Origin of the sequence: Flexivirga meconopsidis, assembly GCF_026162425.1 — a bacterium.
GTDB classification, from domain to species: Bacteria; Actinomycetota; Actinomycetes; order Actinomycetales; family Dermatophilaceae; genus Flexivirga; species Flexivirga meconopsidis.
This window is the reverse complement of sequence record NZ_JAOBQJ010000002.1, coordinates 699,151-716,056: the sequence shown is the minus strand read 5'-3', so window position 1 is coordinate 716,056 and position 16,906 is coordinate 699,151. Positions and strand designations below refer to the sequence as shown.

At 69.2% G+C, this 16,906-nt stretch carries 17 protein-coding genes; 11 read left to right on the top strand and 6 right to left on the bottom strand.

Features of this window, described 5'->3' with window-relative positions; translation table 11 throughout:
• Window positions 1-503: 503 nt before the first annotated feature.
• The 3 genes from N2M23_RS08715 to N2M23_RS08705 all read left to right on the top strand — a co-directional run bounded on the left by N2M23_RS08715 (window position 504) and on the right by N2M23_RS08705 (window position 3,573).
• Window positions 504-1,559 (top strand): 3-isopropylmalate dehydrogenase, encoded by a 1,056-nt coding sequence (locus N2M23_RS08715; protein ID WP_265444784.1) that lies wholly within the window; start codon window positions 504-506, stop codon window positions 1,557-1,559.
• A gap of 105 nt (window positions 1,560-1,664) precedes the next feature.
• On the top strand, window positions 1,665-2,765 hold the full coding sequence (locus N2M23_RS08710) for a branched-chain amino acid aminotransferase (protein ID WP_265444783.1): 1,101 nt from the start codon (window positions 1,665-1,667) through the stop codon (window positions 2,763-2,765).
• A gap of 4 nt (window positions 2,766-2,769) precedes the next feature.
• Window positions 2,770-3,573, top strand: a complete 804-nt coding sequence (locus N2M23_RS08705) for an HAD family hydrolase (RefSeq protein WP_265444781.1) — start codon at window positions 2,770-2,772, stop codon at window positions 3,571-3,573.
• Between the two features lie 3 nt (window positions 3,574-3,576).
• Here N2M23_RS08705 and N2M23_RS08700 read toward each other — a convergent pair whose 3' ends face one another.
• On the bottom strand, window positions 3,577-3,780 hold the full coding sequence (locus tag N2M23_RS08700; RefSeq protein WP_265444780.1) for a hypothetical protein: 204 nt from the start codon (window positions 3,778-3,780) through the stop codon (window positions 3,577-3,579).
• 275 nt (window positions 3,781-4,055) lie between these two features.
• Here N2M23_RS08700 and cimA point away from each other — a divergent pair, with 275 nt between their 5' ends.
• Window positions 4,056-5,639, top strand: a complete 1,584-nt coding sequence (cimA, locus tag N2M23_RS08695) for a citramalate synthase (RefSeq protein WP_265444779.1) — start codon at window positions 4,056-4,058, stop codon at window positions 5,637-5,639.
• Here the strand turns inward: cimA and N2M23_RS08690 are convergent.
• Window positions 5,611-6,492 carry a 3-methyladenine DNA glycosylase gene (locus tag N2M23_RS08690; protein ID WP_265444778.1) on the bottom strand — a complete coding sequence of 294 codons (882 nt, stop codon included), beginning with the start codon at window positions 6,490-6,492 and terminating at the stop codon, window positions 5,611-5,613. The two genes, cimA and N2M23_RS08690, sit on opposite strands and share 29 nt — an antisense overlap.
• Before the next feature lie 61 nt (window positions 6,493-6,553).
• On the opposite strand from N2M23_RS08690, the gene N2M23_RS08685 reads away from it, so the two are divergent.
• From N2M23_RS08685 to N2M23_RS08670, 4 genes are all read left to right on the top strand, one after another.
• Complete coding sequence (locus N2M23_RS08685; RefSeq protein ID WP_265444776.1) at window positions 6,554-7,645, top strand: SGNH/GDSL hydrolase family protein; 1,092 nt, start codon at window positions 6,554-6,556, stop codon at window positions 7,643-7,645.
• 38 nt (window positions 7,646-7,683) lie between these two features.
• Window positions 7,684-8,463, top strand: coding sequence for a fumarylacetoacetate hydrolase family protein (locus tag N2M23_RS08680; protein ID WP_265444774.1), 780 nt, complete (start codon window positions 7,684-7,686; stop codon window positions 8,461-8,463).
• Window positions 8,464-8,531: 68 nt separating this feature from the next.
• Entirely contained in the window at window positions 8,532-9,365 is an 834-nt protein-coding gene (gene murI / locus N2M23_RS08675; protein ID WP_265444773.1) for a glutamate racemase, read from the top strand.
• Window positions 9,362-10,147 carry an MBL fold metallo-hydrolase gene (locus N2M23_RS08670; protein ID WP_265444771.1) on the top strand — a complete coding sequence of 262 codons (786 nt, stop codon included), beginning with the start codon at window positions 9,362-9,364 and terminating at the stop codon, window positions 10,145-10,147. Before murI ends, N2M23_RS08670 begins: the two co-directional genes overlap by 4 nt.
• On the opposite strand, the gene N2M23_RS08665 is transcribed toward N2M23_RS08670, so the two are convergent.
• A complete protein-coding gene (locus tag N2M23_RS08665; RefSeq protein WP_265444770.1) occupies window positions 10,133-10,489 on the bottom strand; it encodes a GatB/YqeY domain-containing protein in 357 nt (118 codons plus the stop codon). The two genes, N2M23_RS08670 and N2M23_RS08665, sit on opposite strands and share 15 nt — an antisense overlap.
• Window positions 10,490-10,564: 75 nt before the next feature.
• On the opposite strand from N2M23_RS08665, the gene rph reads away from it, so the two are divergent.
• The 3 genes from rph to N2M23_RS08650 are packed head-to-tail and all read left to right on the top strand — an operon-like array spanning window position 10,565 to window position 13,546.
• Window positions 10,565-11,326, top strand: a complete 762-nt coding sequence (gene rph / locus N2M23_RS08660; RefSeq protein WP_265444769.1) for a ribonuclease PH — start codon at window positions 10,565-10,567, stop codon at window positions 11,324-11,326.
• Window positions 11,323-11,949 carry an RdgB/HAM1 family non-canonical purine NTP pyrophosphatase gene (gene rdgB, locus N2M23_RS08655; RefSeq protein ID WP_265444768.1) on the top strand — a complete coding sequence of 209 codons (627 nt, stop codon included), beginning with the start codon at window positions 11,323-11,325 and terminating at the stop codon, window positions 11,947-11,949. The genes rph and rdgB overlap by 4 nt, the downstream gene beginning before the upstream one ends.
• A gap of 34 nt (window positions 11,950-11,983) precedes the next feature.
• Window positions 11,984-13,546 carry a molybdopterin-dependent oxidoreductase gene (locus tag N2M23_RS08650; protein WP_265444766.1) on the top strand — a complete coding sequence of 521 codons (1,563 nt, stop codon included), beginning with the start codon at window positions 11,984-11,986 and terminating at the stop codon, window positions 13,544-13,546.
• On the opposite strand, the gene N2M23_RS08645 is transcribed toward N2M23_RS08650, so the two are convergent.
• Genes N2M23_RS08645 through N2M23_RS08635 form a run of 3 tightly spaced genes read right to left on the bottom strand, consistent with a single transcriptional unit; the run spans window position 13,533 to window position 16,775 of the window.
• Window positions 13,533-14,768 carry an NAD(P)/FAD-dependent oxidoreductase gene (locus tag N2M23_RS08645; protein WP_265444765.1) on the bottom strand — a complete coding sequence of 412 codons (1,236 nt, stop codon included), beginning with the start codon at window positions 14,766-14,768 and terminating at the stop codon, window positions 13,533-13,535. The genes N2M23_RS08650 and N2M23_RS08645 overlap by 14 nt on opposite strands.
• A 28-nt stretch (window positions 14,769-14,796) precedes the next feature.
• Window positions 14,797-16,350 carry a multicopper oxidase family protein gene (locus tag N2M23_RS08640; protein ID WP_265444764.1) on the bottom strand — a complete coding sequence of 518 codons (1,554 nt, stop codon included), beginning with the start codon at window positions 16,348-16,350 and terminating at the stop codon, window positions 14,797-14,799.
• Complete coding sequence (locus N2M23_RS08635) at window positions 16,347-16,775, bottom strand: hypothetical protein (protein WP_265444762.1); 429 nt, start codon at window positions 16,773-16,775, stop codon at window positions 16,347-16,349. Before N2M23_RS08635 ends, N2M23_RS08640 begins: the two co-directional genes overlap by 4 nt.
• Window positions 16,776-16,906: the final 131 nt, after the last annotated feature.

The following is a 16,906-nucleotide window of genomic DNA, read 5'->3' as shown; positions in this document are numbered from 1 at the left end:
GGCGTGCCGAGAAAGCAACCTGCGAGAAGCCCTGAGCAGCCCGCGCTGCCCAGGGCTTTCTCATGCCCGGGCTGGGCCTGCGTCCTGCAGCGAAACTCACCGATTAGGTGAGTGTGCGGGTCCGGCTGCAGCGAAGCTCACCGATTAGGTGAGCGTGCGGTCCGGCTGCAGCGAAACTCACCGATTAGGTGAGTGTGCGGTCCGGCTGCAGCGAAACTCACCGAATAGGTGAGTGTGCGGGTCCGGCTGCAGCGAAACTCACCGATAAGTGGAGTGGCGCGCCGTCGGAGGAGCGGATCGCGGCGTGTCGGTCACCTATTCGGTGAGTTTTGCGGGGGCGCGAGGGATCGCGGGCTCGCTGGGGTCGCGCGACCGGCGTATGGCGCAACCCCTGCCCCCGTCGCAGCCCCTGCCGCCGACGCTGCGATCCGCCCGACGCCGACTCGTGTCCGACATACAAGACTCAGATATCGTATGGCGAGACGCGCGCCTATGGTGTCGTCATGACGACAGCGACTGGCGACACGATCAATCTGGCGGTCATCGGCGGCGATGGGATCGGCCCGGAAGTGGTGGCCGAGGGCCTGAAGGTGCTGGACGCCGTCTCCGACGCGAAGGTCGCACGCACCGAGTACGACCTCGGCGCCAAGCGCTGGCACGCAACTGGCGAGACGCTGCCCGACTCGGTGCTGGAGGAGTTGCGCGGTCACGACGCGATCCTGCTCGGCGCGATCGGCGATCCGAGTGTGCCGAGCGGCGTGCTGGAGCGAAACCTGTTGCTGCGGCTGCGGTTCGAGCTCGACCACTACATCAACCTGCGGCCGTCCAAGCTCTACCCGGGCACCGCCTCACCGCTCGACGTCGACCGCGTCGCACCCGACGGCATCGACTTCGTCGTGGTGCGGGAGGGCACCGAGGGCCCCTACACCGGCAACGGCGGGGCGCTGCGCGTCGGCACCCCGCACGAGCTCGCGACCGAGGTGAGCGTCAACACCCGCTTCGGCGCCGAGCGCGCGGTGCGCGACGCCTTCGCCCGCGCCCAGTCGCGCGAGCGCAAGAAGCTGACGCTCGTGCACAAGCACAACGTGCTGACCCACGCCGGCCACCTGTGGCGCCGCACCGTCGAGGAGGTCGGCAAGGAGTTCCCCGACGTCAGCCACGACTACGCGCACGTCGACGCCGCGACCATCTACCTGACCACCGATCCGGGCCGGTTCGACGTGATCGTCACCGACAACCTCTTCGGCGACATCGTCACCGACCTTGCCGCGGCCGTCACCGGCGGCATCGGCCTGGCGGCATCGGGCAACATCAACCCGGACCGCACCGCGCCCAGCATGTTCGAGCCGGTGCACGGTTCGGCGCCGGACATCGCGGGCCAGGGCAAGGCCGACCCGACTGCGGCGATCCTCTCGGTCGCGCTGTTGCTCTCCCACCTCGGGCGCGATGCCGAGGCGCAGCGCATCGAGGACGCGGTCACCGCCGATCTCGGGGAGCGGGGCGACAAACCGCGTTCCACCAGCGAGGTAGGCGACGCGATCGCCGCCCGCATCGGCTGACCGTCTGTGGCAGCGGCCACACCGCCGCGCAACCCCCGCCGGCGGTGGCTCTACCCTTAGTAGGAAGACCTACTAATTCCCGTTCCGGAACCGTCGGAGGTTGCCATGGCCCTGGAGTTCACCGTCACCGAGCGTGCCGACCGCGCGAGCGATGCGCAGCGCCAGGAGGTCCTCGCCAACCCCGGCTTCGGTGACCACTTCACCGACCACATGGTGCGCATCGAGTGGGATGCCGAGAAGGGCTGGCACGACGCGAATGTCGCGGCATACGGCCCCTTCCAGCTGGACCCGGCCGCAGCCGTCCTGCACTACGCGCAGGAGATCTTCGAGGGGATGAAGGCCTATCGGCACGCCGACGGGTCGGTCTGGACCTTCCGCCCGGAGGCCAACGCCGCCCGGTTCGCGCGCAGTGCCACGCGTATGGCGCTGCCGCAGCTGCCCGAGGAGGACTTCCTGCAGTCGCTGCGCGAGATCGTCTCGATCGACCAGGCCTGGGTGCCGGACGCCTCCGGCGGTGCCGAGACCTCGCTCTACCTGCGGCCGTTCATGTTTGCCTCCGAGGCATTCCTCGGTGTCCGACCGGCCCGCAAGGTCACCTATTCGGTCATCGCCTCCCCGGCGGGCGCCTACTTCGGTGGCGACGGGATCAAACCGGTCAAGCTCTGGATCTCCACCGACTACGCGCGCGCCGGCGAGGGCGGCACCGGCGCAGCCAAGTGCGGCGGCAACTACGCGTCCTCACTGGCCGGTCAGCTCGAGGGCATCGCCCACGACTGCGACCAGGCGGTGTTCCTGGACTCCTCGACGCACACCTACATCGAGGAGCTCGGCGGGATGAACCTCTTCTTCGTCTACAAGGACGGCCGCATCGTCACCCCCGAGCTGACCGGCACGATCCTGGAGGGCGTCACCCGCAGCTCGATCCTCGAGCTCGCCAAGGACCTTGGTCTGTCGCCGGAGGAGCGCCGCATCCCGATCCAGGAATGGAAGGACGCCGCCGAAAACGGTGAGTTGGCAGAGGTTTTCGCCTGCGGCACCGCCGCGGTCGTCACGCCGGTCGGTGAGCTCCGGTGGGACGGCGGCTCGGTCGACCACCGCCGCGAAGGTCACACCGACGAGATCGCCACCAAGATCCGGTCGACCCTGCTCGACATCCAGTACGGCCGCGCGGAGGACACCCGCGGCTGGATGACGCGCCTGGTCTAGCCCGGTGAAGCGCCCCCGGCTGGTCGCCAGCGACCTCGACGGCACGCTGCTGGCACCGGACGGGACGGTCTCGCCGCGCACCGCGGCCGCCTGGAGCCGGCTGCCCGCGCTCGGCATCGAGTCGGTGCTGGTCACCGCCCGCCCGCCGCGGTGGCTGCACCCGCTGCAGGACATCGTCGGCGCGCACGGTCTCGCCATCTGTGCCAACGGCGCCTTCGTGTATGACGTGAGCGGCCGAACCCTCCTGCAATCACAAGGGATCGAGCGCTCGCTCGTGTGCGAGCTGGTGGCCGAGCTGCGTGCGGAGCTGCCCGGCGTCGGCTTCGCGGCCGAACTCGCCGACGGGCTGCACATGGAGCACGAGTATCCGGACCTGCACTCCCAGTGGGTGCCGGCGGACGCGGTGCGGGCCCCGATGGACGACCTCGCCGACACGGCGGTGGTCGGCAAGCTGCTCGCGCGCAGCATGCAGGTGCCCGAGCAGTGGTTTCTCGACCGAGTCGCCGAACTCGTCGGTGACCGCGCGGTCGTGTCCTACTCCGGCGCCGGCGGGCTGGCCGAGATCGCGGCGGCCGGCGTCACCAAGGCGTCCGCGCTCGCGCGCTGGTGCGCCGCGCGCGGCATCGACGCGGCAGACGTGTGGGCGTTCGGCGACATGCCCAACGACCTGCCGATGCTGCGCTGGGCCGGCACGTCATACGCGATGGCGAACGCTCACCCCGACGTGCGCGCCGCAGCCGGCCACGTCTGCCCGAGCAATGCCGACGACGGGGTTGCGCAGGTGCTGGAGGGGCTCGGCGACGGATAGGGATCAGGTGTCTTTGAGCCGACCAAGCAGCTCGTCCCACTTCCCGGCCATTCGATCGGTTGCCTCGTCGACGAGGCGGGTGTGCTCAGCTGCCCGGTGCCGCTCAAGGATCGCCGAGCGTGCGACTTCCTCGGGCGGCCGGCCCTCGCGTTCACTGAGCTCGCGAAGTGCCGTCTCCAACGCGTCGTCGTCGAAAATCAGCTCCATCATCACAGCGTAGATTGCTTCTGTCCGGATCACGAGACACCCATTTCGCGCACCGGACGCGCAGTGGCAAGCTACGACCGTGGCTTCAGCACTGACCGCGGTTACCGCCGCACAGGTCATTATCAGCTAGCGCGTCGGACCCGGTCCGACGCGCAACCTCCCGTTACCCCGGGAGGTTTTTTCGTGTCCGGGCCACCCACACCCGATGCGAAGCCGAGGACCGGCCGACGCGGCCACCGAAGACACCGCGACGAAAACACCTGAAGGACAAGGCAATGAGCGACTTCCACGTCTACGACACGACGCTGCGGGACGGCGCGCAGCAGGAGGGGCTGAACCTCTCGGTCGCGGACAAGCTCGCGATTGCGGCCTACCTCGACGACCTCGGCGTCGGCTACATCGAGGGTGGCTGGCCCGGCGCCAACCCCAAGGACACCGAGTTCTTCCGGCAGGCCCGCACCGCGCTCGACCTGCGCAGCGCCAAGCTCGCGGCGTTCGGCTCCACCCGGCGGGCCGGTGCTGTTGCCGCGGACGACCCGCAGGTGCGCGCGCTGCTCGACGCGCAGACCGACGTCGTCACGCTGGTGGCCAAGTCGCACTCGCGGCACGTGACGGAGGCGCTGCGCACCACGCCCGAGGAAAACCTGGCGATGATCCAGGACACCGTGAGTTTCCTGGTGGGAGAAGGGCGTTCGGTCTTCCTGGACGCCGAGCATTTCTTCGACGGCTATCGTGCCGACCCGGCATACGCACTGGAGGTCGTGCGCACCGCCGCTGCCGCCGGCGCCGAGGTCATCGCCCTTTGTGACACCAACGGCGGCATGCTGCCGCCCCAGGTGACCGACGTCGTCGGCGAGGTCATCGCCGGCACGCAGGCGCGCCTCGGCATCCACTGCCACAACGACACCGGCTGCGCGGTCGCCAACTCCCTGGCCGCGGTGGAGGCCGGTGCGAGCCATGTGCAGGGCACGATCAACGGCTATGGCGAACGCACCGGCAACGCCGACCTGGTCACCGTGGTCAGCAACCTGCAGCTCAAGCAAGGCCGCGAGGTGGTCGAACCCGAGCGACTGCGCCAGGCGCTGCACCTGTCGCATGCGATCAGCGAGGTCACCAACGTGGTGCCCTACAGCCGCCAACCGTATGTCGGGGCAAGCGCTTTCGCGCACAAGGCAGGCCTGCACGCCTCCGCGTTGAAGGTCGACCCGGACCTCTACCAGCACACCGATCCGTCATTGGTCGGCAACTCGATGCGCACGCTCGTCTCCGACATGGCCGGGCGCGCCAGCATCGAGCTGAAGGGCAAGGAGCTCGGCTACGACCTCACCGGCCAGCCCGACCTGCTCGGCCGCGTGGTCGGCCGGGTCAAGGAGCTGGAGCAGCAGGGCTGGACCTTCGACGCCGCCGACGCGTCGTTCGAGCTCCTGCTGCGCGAGGAGGTCACCGGCGAGAAGCTCGACTACTTTGACGCCGAATCCTGGCGGATCATCACCGAATCCGGCGACCAGTCACCGTCACTGTCGGAGGCGACGGTCAAGCTCACGGCCGCCGGCAAACGGGTCGTCGCCACTGGCGAGGGCAACGGCCCGGTCAACGCGCTGGACCACGCGCTGCGCGAGGCCCTGACCGACGCCTACCCGGAGCTTGCGACGTTCGAGCTGATCGACTTTCGGGTGCGCATCCTGGACGCCGCGCACGGCACCGACGCGACGACCCGCGTGCTGATCGAGACCAGCGACGGCAAGGACAGCTGGCAGACCCTCGGAGTGGCGCCGAACATCGTGCATGCCAGCTGGACCGCGCTGGTCGACTCGTTCAGCTACGGGCTGCTCAAGCAGGGAGTGCTGCCTCGCAGGTGAGGAGCGCGTCGCAGGCAGAGACCAGCCGCGCCCGCAACGCTTGCCCTCGGTCGGCGAATGCCCTTTGCTGGCGGACGTATTCGGCCTTGCCCTCGGGCGTCTCGATCGGCACGGGCAGGTAACCCAGCTCGCTCAGATCGTATGGCGAGGCGCGCATGTCGAGGGTGCGCACGTCGCGGGCCAGCTCGAAGCAGTCGGCGACCAGCTCGCTCGGCAGCGCGGGCGTCAGCTTGTAGGCCCACTTGTAGAGGTCCATGCCGGCATGCAGGCAGCCCGGCTGTTCGTCGGCGACCTGCGTCGCCCTCGTCGGGGCCAGAGTGTTGCGCGGTCTGGCGTCGTCGGTGAAGAAGCGGAACGCGTCGTAGTGCGAGCACCGCACCGTATGCCGCTCGACCACCTCGTTGGTGCCGTCCTGTCCGAGCCGCAGCGGCCACGCCTCGTGCCGGATGTCCCGCGCCCGGTAGACCATCGCCCACTCGTGCAGCCCGAAGCAGCCGAGGCTGGCCGACCGTCCCGCGGTCGCCGACAGCAGCGACCGGACGAAGCGCACCGTGCTGCCGCGCTGCGCAACAAACGCGTCGACGTCGACCGACACCGCCCCATCAACGGCGCGGTAGAACTTCCACTCCGAGTGCTCGGGGGCATGGGTCAACGCCACGCCCGCGCCTGGGTGCCACCGGCGCAGCAGCCGCGGCCGATGCGAGTAATAGGTGAAGAGGAAGTCCTCGACCGGGTGCGCGCGGCCACCCGCGGAACGTTCGCGGTGTGCGCGGGTCAGGGCGTCGACGCGCGCCTGGTGAGTAAGGGCGCGCGGGCGCCATACCTCCGGCGCCAGGATCTGCAGATCAGCCATCCGGACCAGGGTAAAACGTGGCAGAGTAGCCGTGATTCGGCTCACTTCCGGGAGGAAATCCATGTCTCGTGCTCTGCGTGTGGCAAGTGCCCTGGCGCTCGCGACCGCGTCGGCAGGCGGCGCCGCAGTGTTCACTCAGTCGGCGAACGCGGCTCCCTCGTCGTCCGGCAGCTACTACGTGGCGCTCGGTGACTCGCTCGCCGCGGGTTACCAGCCGGGGCAGGGCGACGACAAGACCGGCGGCTACGTCGGCGACGTCCTGGCCCACCTCAAGCAGACCGAGCCGGGCGTGCAACTGGAGAACCTCTCCTGCTCCGGCGAGACGACCACCACCATGCTCGGCGGCGGCAAGTGCAGCTACCCGCAGGGCAACCAGGTGGACGCCGCCGTCGCCTTCCTCAAGGCCAACCCGCAGGTCAGCCTGGTGACGATCGACATCGGCGCCAACAACGTGCAGAAGTGCGCCACGACCAGCAAGGTCGATCTGCAGTGCATCGCCAAGGGGCTCGGTGAGGTCGCCGCCGACATGCCCAACATCCTGGGCAAGCTGCGCGCCGCCGCGCCGAACGCGCGGATCGTGGTGGCCAACTATTACAACCCGTTCCTTGCCGCGTGGTTGACCGGCACCAGTGGGCAGAGCCTGGCCAAGACCTCGGTGCAGTTGCAGGCACAGCTCAACGGTTCGATCGAGAGCGCGGCCAAGGGCATCGAGGCGCCGGTCGCCGACGTCGCCACCGAGTTCTCCAGCACCGACTTCACCACCACCAAAACCGTTGCCCCGTATGGCGAGCTGCCGCTCAACGTCGCGCGCATCTGTGAGTGGACCTGGATGTGCGCCAAGCAGGACATCCACGCCAACGACCTCGGCTACCCGCAGATCGCCAAGGCGGTCATCGCCGCGATCCCGGCAGCGCCGCCGACCAGCCCGAGCCCGAGTGGGTCCGGCTCCACGAGCACCTCCACCACCGCGAGCTCAACCGGGACGTCGACCACCACCGCGACGTCGACCACGACCGGGCCGCCGATCATCACCGACGGTGGTGCGGCCGGCGGGAGCAACGACGGTCTGCTGGTCGGTGCGGGCGCGCTCGCGGTCGGCGCGGCAGCGGTGGCGGGCGGTGCGGTGGTGCGCACCCGCCGGCGTCGCGACTGAGGCATCGCGACTCCCGTCATACGCACTAGGGTTGTCCGGTGCGCATCGCGAGATACACCACGGGAGACGATCCGACATACGGGCTGGTCGACGGGGCGGGGGAGAAGATCGCCCAGATCAGCGGTGACCCGCTCTACACCAAGATCGAGCTGACCGGAGTCACCACGACGGTCGAGCAGGTGCGGCTGCTCGCGCCGGTCATCCCGCGGTCGAAGATCATCGGCATCGGCCGCAACTACGCCGAGCACGCGGCCGAGCTCGGCAACGAGGTGCCGAAACAGCCGCTGATGTTCCTCATCCCCAACACCGCGGTGGTCGGCCCCGGTGACCCGGTGGTGATGCCGCCGCAATCGCAGCGGGTCGACTACGAGGGCGAGCTCGCCGTGGTCATCGGCCGGCTCTGCAAGGACGTCAGCCCGGACGAGGCGCGCACCGCGATCTTCGGCTACACCTGTGCCAACGACGTCACCGCGCGCGACCTGCAGAAGCCGGACGGGCAGTGGGCCCGCGCGAAGGGCTTTGACACCTTTTGCCCGCTCGGGCCGTGGATCGAGACCGACCTGGACCCGGGCGCGCAGCGGGTGCGGACCCGCGTCGCCGGCGAGACCGTGCAGGACGGCACCACCGCCGACCTGATCTTCGACATCCCGACGCTGATCTCCTACGCGTCGCACGCATTCACCCTGCTGCCCGGTGACGTGATCCTCACCGGCACGCCCGAGGGCGTCGGCCCGGTCGAGCCGGGTCAACGGGTCGAGGTCGAGGTGAGCGACATCGGCGTGCTCGACAACATCTTCGTGCGCCACGACGACGAGTGACTGCGGTGTGATCGGCGTGACGCGCCGAATGGTCATCCGTGCGTCGCCGACGTTTTACCCTGGACATCGTGTCTGACGCGCCGATCGGGATCTTCGACAGCGGGTACGGCGGTCTGACCGTCGCTCGCGCAGTGCTCGATCAGCTCCCGCACGAGTCGATCGCCTACCTCGGGGACACCGCGCGGGCGCCATACGGCCCGCGGCCGATCGGGCAGGCCCGCGCCTATGCCCTGGAATGCCTCGACCGGCTGGTCGCGCACGGCGTCAAGGCCCTTGTCATCGCGTGCAACACCGCGTCGGCGGCGGTGTTGCACGACGCGCGTGAGCGGTATGACGTGCCGGTCGTCGAGGTGATCCGGCCCGCGGTGCGGCGTGCGGTGCGGGCCACCCGCAACGCACGGGTGGGCGTGATCTCCACCCGCGGCACGCATCAGTCCGGCGCCTACATCGACGCCTTCGCCGCCGCGCCCGACCTGCAGGTGGCGAGCGTGCCGTGCCCGCGTTTCGTGGAGTTCGTCGAGGCCGGGATCACCGCCGGTCCCGAACTCATCGAGTGCGCCCGCGCCTATCTGGAGCCACTGCAGCGCGACCAGATCGACACCCTCGTGCTGGGCTGCACGCACTACCCGCTGCTCACCGGCGTCATCTCCTACGTGATGGGCGACGGGGTGACGCTGGTGTCCTCGGCGGAGGAGACCGCCAAGGACGTCTACCGCGTGCTCGCCGACGGTGACATGTTGCGCGACGACGCCCTGCCGCCGCCCGGGCATTCCTTCACGACCACCGGTGACACCGACGAATTCCGAAAGCTGTCAAGGAGATTCCTCGGGCTCGGTCCGGAGTTCGATCACGTCTTCCGGAACAACTTCCATCACGTCGGGGTCGAGGCGGGAGCGTCATGAAGTTGACCGTCGTCGGTTGCTCCGGCTCGTTCGCCGGCCCCGAGTCACCCGCTTCGTGCTATCTGATCCAGGCCGAGCACGAGGGACGTGACTGGAACCTCCTGCTCGACTTCGGCAACGGCGCCCTCGGGGTGCTGCAGCGCTTCCTGGACCCGGCCGCGCTCGACGCGATCGTGATCTCGCACCTGCACCCGGACCACTGCGCGGACCTGTCGGGGCTGCACGTGATCTACCGCTACCACCCGCAGTCCGACGAGCCCCTCACCGTGCCGGTCTGGGGCCCGCCCGGCACCGACCTGCGCGCGGCGCGCGCGGCCGGCGTCACCGACGAGGAGGCCGAGGACCCCGACCTGTTGCGGCCGGAGTTCGACTTCCGTGACCTGGTCGACGGCGGCTCCTTCGAGGTCGGGCCGTTCACCGTCACCTCCTACCGGGTCAACCACCCGGTGACCGCATTCGGGCTGCGCGTCGAGGCGGACGACGCGGTCCTGGCCTACACCGGCGACACCGACAGCACTCCTGCGCTGACACCGTTGCTCGCGGGTGCCGATGTGGCGCTGATGGACTCGGCATTCTGCGAGGGCCGCGACGACGAGGTCGTCGGAGTGCACCTGACCGGACGCCGCGCCGCCGAGGCGGCCGTGACCGCCGGGGGCGTCAAACGACTCATGCTCACGCACATCCCACCGTGGAACGACCCGCAGTGCTGCCACGACCAGGCCGCGGCCGTCTGGCCGGGCGATGTCGAGCTCGCGCAGCCGCTCACGTCATACGAGATCTGACAGGTATGCCGAGAGCGTCTCGGCCTCGGCACGCAGCGCCGCCGCGTGGTCGGGTGCGGCTGACTCGTAATCGGTTGCGGCCGAACGACGTTCGCTGATCTCGGCCTGAAAGATCGCGCGGATGTCGTCCGTGCCCAACTCACGCCTCACCGCCTCGGTGCTGCCCGCGCCCACGGAGGCCTGCTCGATCGCACCGGCCCTGGCGTCGGTCGGCACCGCTTCGGCGTTGTCGAGGGCGGCGAGGGCACCGCGCAGTGTGCAGGCCCGGTCGGAGTCGCGATCGCGCATCGCCTGCCGCAGGTCGGTTCGAAGGCGGGTCCGGACGGTCTCGATCGCGGTCATGCCGAGCACGGTAACGACGCTCGCCCTCGCGGCCCAGCGCATTTTGCGGCGGCCGACCTCTCTACCCTGGTCGGCATGAGCGAGAACGACGCAGCCCGGCACGACGGACGCACCCCCGACCAACTGCGCGAGGTGCGGATCACCCGCAACTGGCTGGACCACGCCGAGGGCAGCGTGCTGATCGAGTTCGGGCGCACCCGGGTGCTGGTCGCGGCGTCCTTCACCGAGGGCGTGCCGCGGTGGATGAAGGGCCAGGGCCGCGGCTGGGTCACCTCCGAATACGAGATGCTGCCGCGCTCGACCAACACCCGCTCCGACCGTGAGGCCCGCAAGGGCAAGGTCGGCGGCCGCACCCACGAGATCTCCCGGCTGATCGGACGGTCGCTGCGCGCCATCATCGACCTGAATGCGTTGGGGGAGAACACCATCGTGGTCGACTGCGACGTGCTGCAAGCTGACGGGGGCACCCGCACCGCGTCGATCACCGGAGCGTATGTCGCGCTCGCCGACGCCGTCGAGGACGCTCGCAAGCGTGGCCTGATCGCCGCCAAGGCACAGCCGCTGACCGGGTCGGTCGCGGCGGTGAGCGTCGGGATCGTCAAGGGCACACCGGTGCTCGATCTCGATTACCCCGAGGACTCCACCGCCGAGACCGACATGAACGTCGTGATGACCGGCGGGGGCGGCTTCGTCGAGGTGCAGGGCACCGCCGAGGGTGCGCCGTTCGACCGCGCCGAACTCGACGCCCTGCTCGGCCTCGCCGAGAAGGGCATCGCCGAGCTGACCACGCTGCAGCGGGCCGCGCTCGACGCGCCCGCGCGGGAGCGCCTCCAGTGAATGACCTCGACGTGAGGGAGGTCGTGCTCGCCACCCGCAACGCGGGCAAGCTGCGCGAGATGCAGGCGATCGTCGCCTCGGTGCCCGAACTCGCCGGGGTCGAGGTCGTGTCGGTCGCGTCGTTCGAGGGCGTGGACGACGTCGTCGAGACCGGCGTGACCTTCGAGGAGAACGCCGCGCTCAAGGCGCACGCGGTCGCAAAGGCGACGGGACTGCCTGCGATCGCTGACGATTCAGGTCTTGCCGTCGATGTGCTCGGCGGCTGCCCCGGTGTCTTCTCGGCGCGCTGGTCGGGCGCGCACGGCGCGGACCAGGCGAACATCGACCTCCTGCTGGCGCAGACCGGCGACGTCGACGCCGAGCGACTCGCCGCGCACTTCGCGTGCTGCGTCGTACTCGCCCTGCCGGACGGCACGCAGCGGGTGCGCTTCGGCGAGTTGCACGGGCGACTGACCCGCGACCAGCGCGGCGCGGGTGGTTTCGGTTACGACCCGATCTTCGAACTGCCCGACGGCCGCACCCTCGCCGAGCTGGATGCACAGGAGAAGAACGCGATCTCGCACCGCGCCAAGGCGCTGCAGGCGCTGCGGGCCGATCTGGCCGAGGTGCTGACTGCTTCCTGAGTCAGGTGCCAGGAATGCGTGACACGATCGGGCCATGCACCAGAAGGCACCGACCACCAAGCCGTCGTGGGCGCTTGCACCGCTCGGCGGCCTGCTCGCGGGTGTCGTCACGGTCGGGCTCGCCGAATTCCTGGCCGGTGTCGTGCTGCGCATGGGCTGGAGCAACGGGACTCCGTCACCGGTGCTCGCGGTGGGCGGCGCGTTCATCGACCGAACACCGCCCTGGCTGAAGACCTTCGCCGTCGACAATTTCGGCACTCATGACAAGCAGGTGCTGCTCGGCGGCATCGCGGTCGTGCTGGTGCTGCTGAGTCTGCTCATCGGCTGGTTGGCGCGGACCCGATTCACCACCGCACTCGTGCTCTTCGTTGTGCTCGTGGCGGTGGCCGCCGCGGCGGTGACGTCCCGGCCGCACGCCGGGGCGCTCGACGTCCTACCGCTGCTCGTCGGCGCGGTCACCGGTCTAGGCGTGCTCTTTCAGTGGCGGCGAAATCTACTAGTGCCCAACGCTTCCGACGAGCGCCTTGTCACGCTCGACCGGCGCCGGGCCGTGCTGCTGGCCGGGGGAGCCGCGGCCGGCGCGGTCCTGCTCGGCATCGCCGGCAGGGCGTGGAGCACCGGTGCCCGTGCGGTGCAGGACGCACGGCGGGCGTTCCGGGTGCCGCGGGTCGGACGGCCGGTGACGATCCCGGCGGGGGCGAGTGTCGGCGTGTCAGGGGTGACACCGTTCGTGGTGCCCAACGGCGAGTTCTACCGCATCGACACCGCGCTCACCGTGCCACAGGTCGACCCCGCCGGGTGGCGGCTCCGGGTGACCGGGATGGTCGACCGCGAAATCGAAATGGACTGGCAGACTTTGCTTTCCAAGCCGATGCAGCAAGCCATGGTCACGTTGATGTGCGTGTCGAACGAAGTGGGTGGAAGCCTCAACGGCAACGCGATCTGGACCGGGTGGCCGGTGCGTGAGTTGCTCGCCGAAGCGGGCATCCAGTCCGGTGCCGACATGGTCCTGTCGCGCAGCGTCGACGGCTTCACCGCGGGCACCCCGGTGGAGGCGCTGACCGACGATCGCAACGCGCTGCTCGCCGTCGCGATGAACGGCGAGGCGCTGCCGGCTGAGCACGGGTTCCCGGTGCGGCTGGTGGTGCCCGGGCTGTACGGCTACGTCAGCGCGACCAAGTGGCTCACCGAGCTCAAGGTGACGACCTACGCCAAGGACATGGGCTACTGGACACCGCGCGGCTGGTCCGCGAAGGGGCCGGTGAAGACCTCGTCCCGCATCGACGTGCCGCGCAATGGAGCGAAGCTGAAAGCCGGCACCGTCGCGGTCGCGGGCGTCGCCTGGCACCAGCACACCGGCATCGAAAAGGTCCAGGTGCGAGTCGATTCCGGCGACTGGCAGGACGCCCGGCTCGGCACGTCCGCCGGTGCCGACGTGTGGCGGCAGTGGGTCTACGAGTGGCCTGCGACGCCCGGGCACCACACGCTGACCGTCCGCGCGATCGACGCTGCCGGCCAGGTGCAGAGTGCGGTCGTCGCGCCGCCGGCGCCCGACGGGTCGAGTGGTTATCACTCGGTGTCGGTCACCGTGTCGTGAGTTGTTGCCCGAGCTCGTCCAGCGGCACGGACTCGTCGGCCAAGGCTGCTGCATCGACCTGAGCACGGCTCTCGATCAGGCTGCGGATGGAGTCGGCGGCGCCCCAGGAGTTTGCGTTGAGGCCGGCCTCAATCACGTTGTCCTGCAACCAGAACGCCATGAAACTGCTGCCGGTTGGGTCACCCCGCACGACCAGCCGGTGCGCCGCGTCGGGCCGACCGGTGACTTCGATGGTCACGTCGTACTGGGTAGAGAAGAAGTAGGGCACTCGCTCGTAGACGCCGTCCGCGCCCAGCATCGACGAGCCGGCGAAACCACCCTGCTGCATTGCGTTGTCCCAGTGCTCGACCCGAATGGCCTCCACATAGCGAGGATGATCCGCCCTCACGACGTCACCTGCGGCATACACCTCGGGTGCGCTGGTGCGTAGCTGGTCGTCGACCAGGACTCCACGGTCGACGCGGATGCCCGCGCGTTGGGCGAGCTCGGTATTGGGCTCGGCGCCTACGGCGATCAACACCAGATCGGTGTCGATGACGTCGCCACCGTCGGTGCGAACCCCCGTGACGCGGCCACCTTTGCCGTCGATGCCGGTGACGAGCCGACCGGCGCGCAAGTCCACTCCGTTGTCCGTGTGCCGAACGCCGAACGCCCGGCCGAGTTCGGCGCCCAGGACGGACTCGAGCGGAGCCGTGAGTGGATCGAGCACAGTCACCTCGGCGCCGAGGGAACGCGCCGTGGCCGCGACCTCCGAACCCACCCAGCCCGCACCGACGATGGTCAGGTGCACCCCGGGTGCGAGGCGTGCCCGAAGCGCATCGGAGTCGTCGATCGTGCGGAGGTAGTGCACGCCGTCAAGGTCGATCCCGGGCAGGGCAGGCGTGCGTGGCCGAGCGCCCGTCGCGATGAGCAACTGGTCGTAGACGATGTCGTCGCCGTCGTCCACGGCCAGTCGTCGCGACGCGGTGTCGACGGCGGTCACCCGCGTGCCGAGACGGAGGTCGACGTCCAACTCCCGGTAGCGATCCTCCGGGTGTACGAGCAGCTCTTCGGGTCCGTCCTTGCCCAGGAGGTATCCCTTGGACAGACCCGGCCGCTGATACGGCAGGTGCTTCTCTGCGCCGACGAGAACGATGGCGCCGTCGTGACCACGGTCGCGCAACGCACTGGCGGCGTGTGCACCGGCGAGGCTGGCGCCGACGATCGCGATTGTGCTGGGCATGGATCTGCCTTTCGTTGAGAGTTGCTGATCAGATCACTCGGAAGTTGGCCATCATGGCCATGTCTTCGTGCTCGGAGTTGTGGCAATGGAAGACGAATCGCCCTCGGTATGCGTCGAACCGGGTGATGACTTCGGCGGCTTCGCCGGGCCGGAGGTCGATGGTGTCCTTCACACCGGTGTCGAATACTCCCGGCTCCTTGCCGCCCCGGGACAGCACCTGGAAGCCCACCTGGTGCAGGTGGATCGGGTGGTGCAAGTCGGTGATGAAGCGCCAGATCTCGACCGCTCCCAGTCTTGGCTCCGCGGCGAAGTAGTCCGGGGTAAAGGGGCGGCCATTGATCACCCAACCCGCGTGCCCTCCGTGGACCTTTCCGGCGCGGAACGAAAACTCCCGAGTCACGGTGGCATCTGAGCGCCGGAGTGGCTGAATCCGCCTGAGCTCAGCCGGGATCCGGCTCTCGTCTGCGGCGCGGCGCGCGACGTTGAAGCGCATGACGCGGCTGGTCGTGCCACTGCCGAGAGAGTTGACCAGTTCGACCTTGGCGCCCACTTGGACCTTCGCGAAGTCGATGACGACATCGAATCGTTCGGCCGGGGCGATGACGAGGTGCTCATGCGCTCGCGGCCGATCGAGCAGGCCCTGGTCGGCGCCGACCTGCACGAACGGCACCGGTTTGCCGTCGACCCGAAACGCGAGGTCGTAGCGACGAGCATTGGAAGCGTTGAGGATGCGCAGGCGATAGCGTGCAGCGTCGACCGCATGCTCAGGCCAGGGCGCACCGTTGACCAGGATGACGTCGCCGAGAACGCCGTCGATGTAGGTCTCCCGGACACCGGGTGTGCGGGTCAGCGTCGGGTCCTTCGACGGATAGGCGAACTGCCCGTCAGCGGTGAACGCGCGGTCGGCGATCATCAGCGGCAGGTCTCGCTCCCCGGAGGGCAGCCCGAGGCCCTGCTCGCGGTCGTCGGTGACCACGTGGAACCCGGCTAGGCCGCGGTAGACGGCGGGGCCGGTGAAGTCCATCCGGTGATCGTGGTACCAGAGGGTGGCAGCCGGCTGCTGCAGGGGATACACATAGCGCCGCGATCCGCGGGCAAGGTTGGCGAGCCGGTCGCCCATTGGTGCAGAGCCCGGCCAATTGTTACGGGGCAGCACCAAATCAGTTGGGTATCCGTCGGATTCGGCGGGAGTGCGAGCTCCGTGGAGATGGACTACCGTCGGCACGGGCAGCTGGTTGTCGTGCTCTACCTCGGTCCGGCGACCGCTGCGGCTGACAATCGTCGGCCCTGGGAAGCTCCCGTCATACCCCCAGATCGGGGTCTGCACGCCAGGCAGGATCTCGGCGATCGCCTCGCGCTGCACCAGCCGGTAGCTGTCATGATCTGGCCCGCTGCTGACGGGGCGAGCGACAGGCGGGATGGGGAGCGGGAGCCGATAGGGCGCGGGCAGCTCCAGCTGACTGCGCACCAGGTGCCCGGTGCCGCCCGAGCCGATGACTGCCGGCAGACCGACTCCCGCGCCGACGGTCAGGCCCGCGCCGACGGCCCCACCGACGAACATGCGGCGTGATATGTCGGTCATGGCTGCTCCGATGAGCCGGACCGACGCTTCGACCGGAAGATCCACACGGCGAAGAGGACGACCCCGACGGCGATGCTGACCCCGAGTGGGATGTGCACGTAGAGCGCGCCGGCGACGCCGGCGAAGTATTGAGCGGTCTCCGCGATCACGATCAGCGCGGTGAAACCCGCGGCGGTCCACGAGCGGCTCGACCAGCCGAGCCCGAGGGTGCCGAGCAGCTGGAGCAGGCCGCCGTACCAAACCAGATCGGCGCCGTGCTGGTGCAGGCCGAGCATGTCGTAACGGCCGCTGAGGAAGAGTCCGGCGAACGATGCCTGCCCCATGACGGCGACGACCTGGATCACCGCGAGCACGCGCACGACACCGAGCAGCACTCCGGTCGTCCTGGACGGTCGTGCTTCGGGCACTGCGTCGACTGCGACCATCGTCCCTCCTTCGAAGCGCATCAAGATGCTTCGAAGTTATGTCGCAGCGGACATGACGTCCAAGACCAGTTGGGGTATGACGGCATGCGCCTCGGGCTATGAGGCCGGACCGTCGAGGGCCGCGGAGGCAC

What these genes read in the sequence shown, in the direction of transcription:
- rph (WP_265444769.1), top strand. Translation starts at nt 10,565, where the DNA reads ATGAGCGAGAACGACGCAGCCCGGCACGACGGACGCACCCCCGACCAA.
- N2M23_RS08645 (WP_265444765.1), bottom strand. Translation starts at nt 14,768, where the DNA reads ATGCCCAGCACAATCGCGATCGTCGGCGCCAGCCTCGCCGGTGCACAC.
- N2M23_RS08650 (WP_265444766.1), top strand. Translation starts at nt 11,984, where the DNA reads ATGCACCAGAAGGCACCGACCACCAAGCCGTCGTGGGCGCTTGCACCG.
- N2M23_RS08710 (WP_265444783.1), top strand. Translation starts at nt 1,665, where the DNA reads ATGGCCCTGGAGTTCACCGTCACCGAGCGTGCCGACCGCGCGAGCGAT.
- N2M23_RS08635 (WP_265444762.1), bottom strand. Translation starts at nt 16,775, where the DNA reads ATGGTCGCAGTCGACGCAGTGCCCGAAGCACGACCGTCCAGGACGACC.
- cimA (WP_265444779.1), top strand. Translation starts at nt 4,056, where the DNA reads ATGAGCGACTTCCACGTCTACGACACGACGCTGCGGGACGGCGCGCAG.
- N2M23_RS08700 (WP_265444780.1), bottom strand. Translation starts at nt 3,780, where the DNA reads ATGGAGCTGATTTTCGACGACGACGCGTTGGAGACGGCACTTCGCGAG.
- N2M23_RS08665 (WP_265444770.1), bottom strand. Translation starts at nt 10,489, where the DNA reads ATGACCGCGATCGAGACCGTCCGGACCCGCCTTCGAACCGACCTGCGG.
- N2M23_RS08640 (WP_265444764.1), bottom strand. Translation starts at nt 16,350, where the DNA reads ATGACCGACATATCACGCCGCATGTTCGTCGGTGGGGCCGTCGGCGCG.
- N2M23_RS08715 (WP_265444784.1), top strand. Translation starts at nt 504, where the DNA reads ATGACGACAGCGACTGGCGACACGATCAATCTGGCGGTCATCGGCGGC.
- N2M23_RS08685 (WP_265444776.1), top strand. Translation starts at nt 6,554, where the DNA reads ATGTCTCGTGCTCTGCGTGTGGCAAGTGCCCTGGCGCTCGCGACCGCG.
- N2M23_RS08690 (WP_265444778.1), bottom strand. Translation starts at nt 6,492, where the DNA reads ATGGCTGATCTGCAGATCCTGGCGCCGGAGGTATGGCGCCCGCGCGCC.
- N2M23_RS08670 (WP_265444771.1), top strand. Translation starts at nt 9,362, where the DNA reads ATGAAGTTGACCGTCGTCGGTTGCTCCGGCTCGTTCGCCGGCCCCGAG.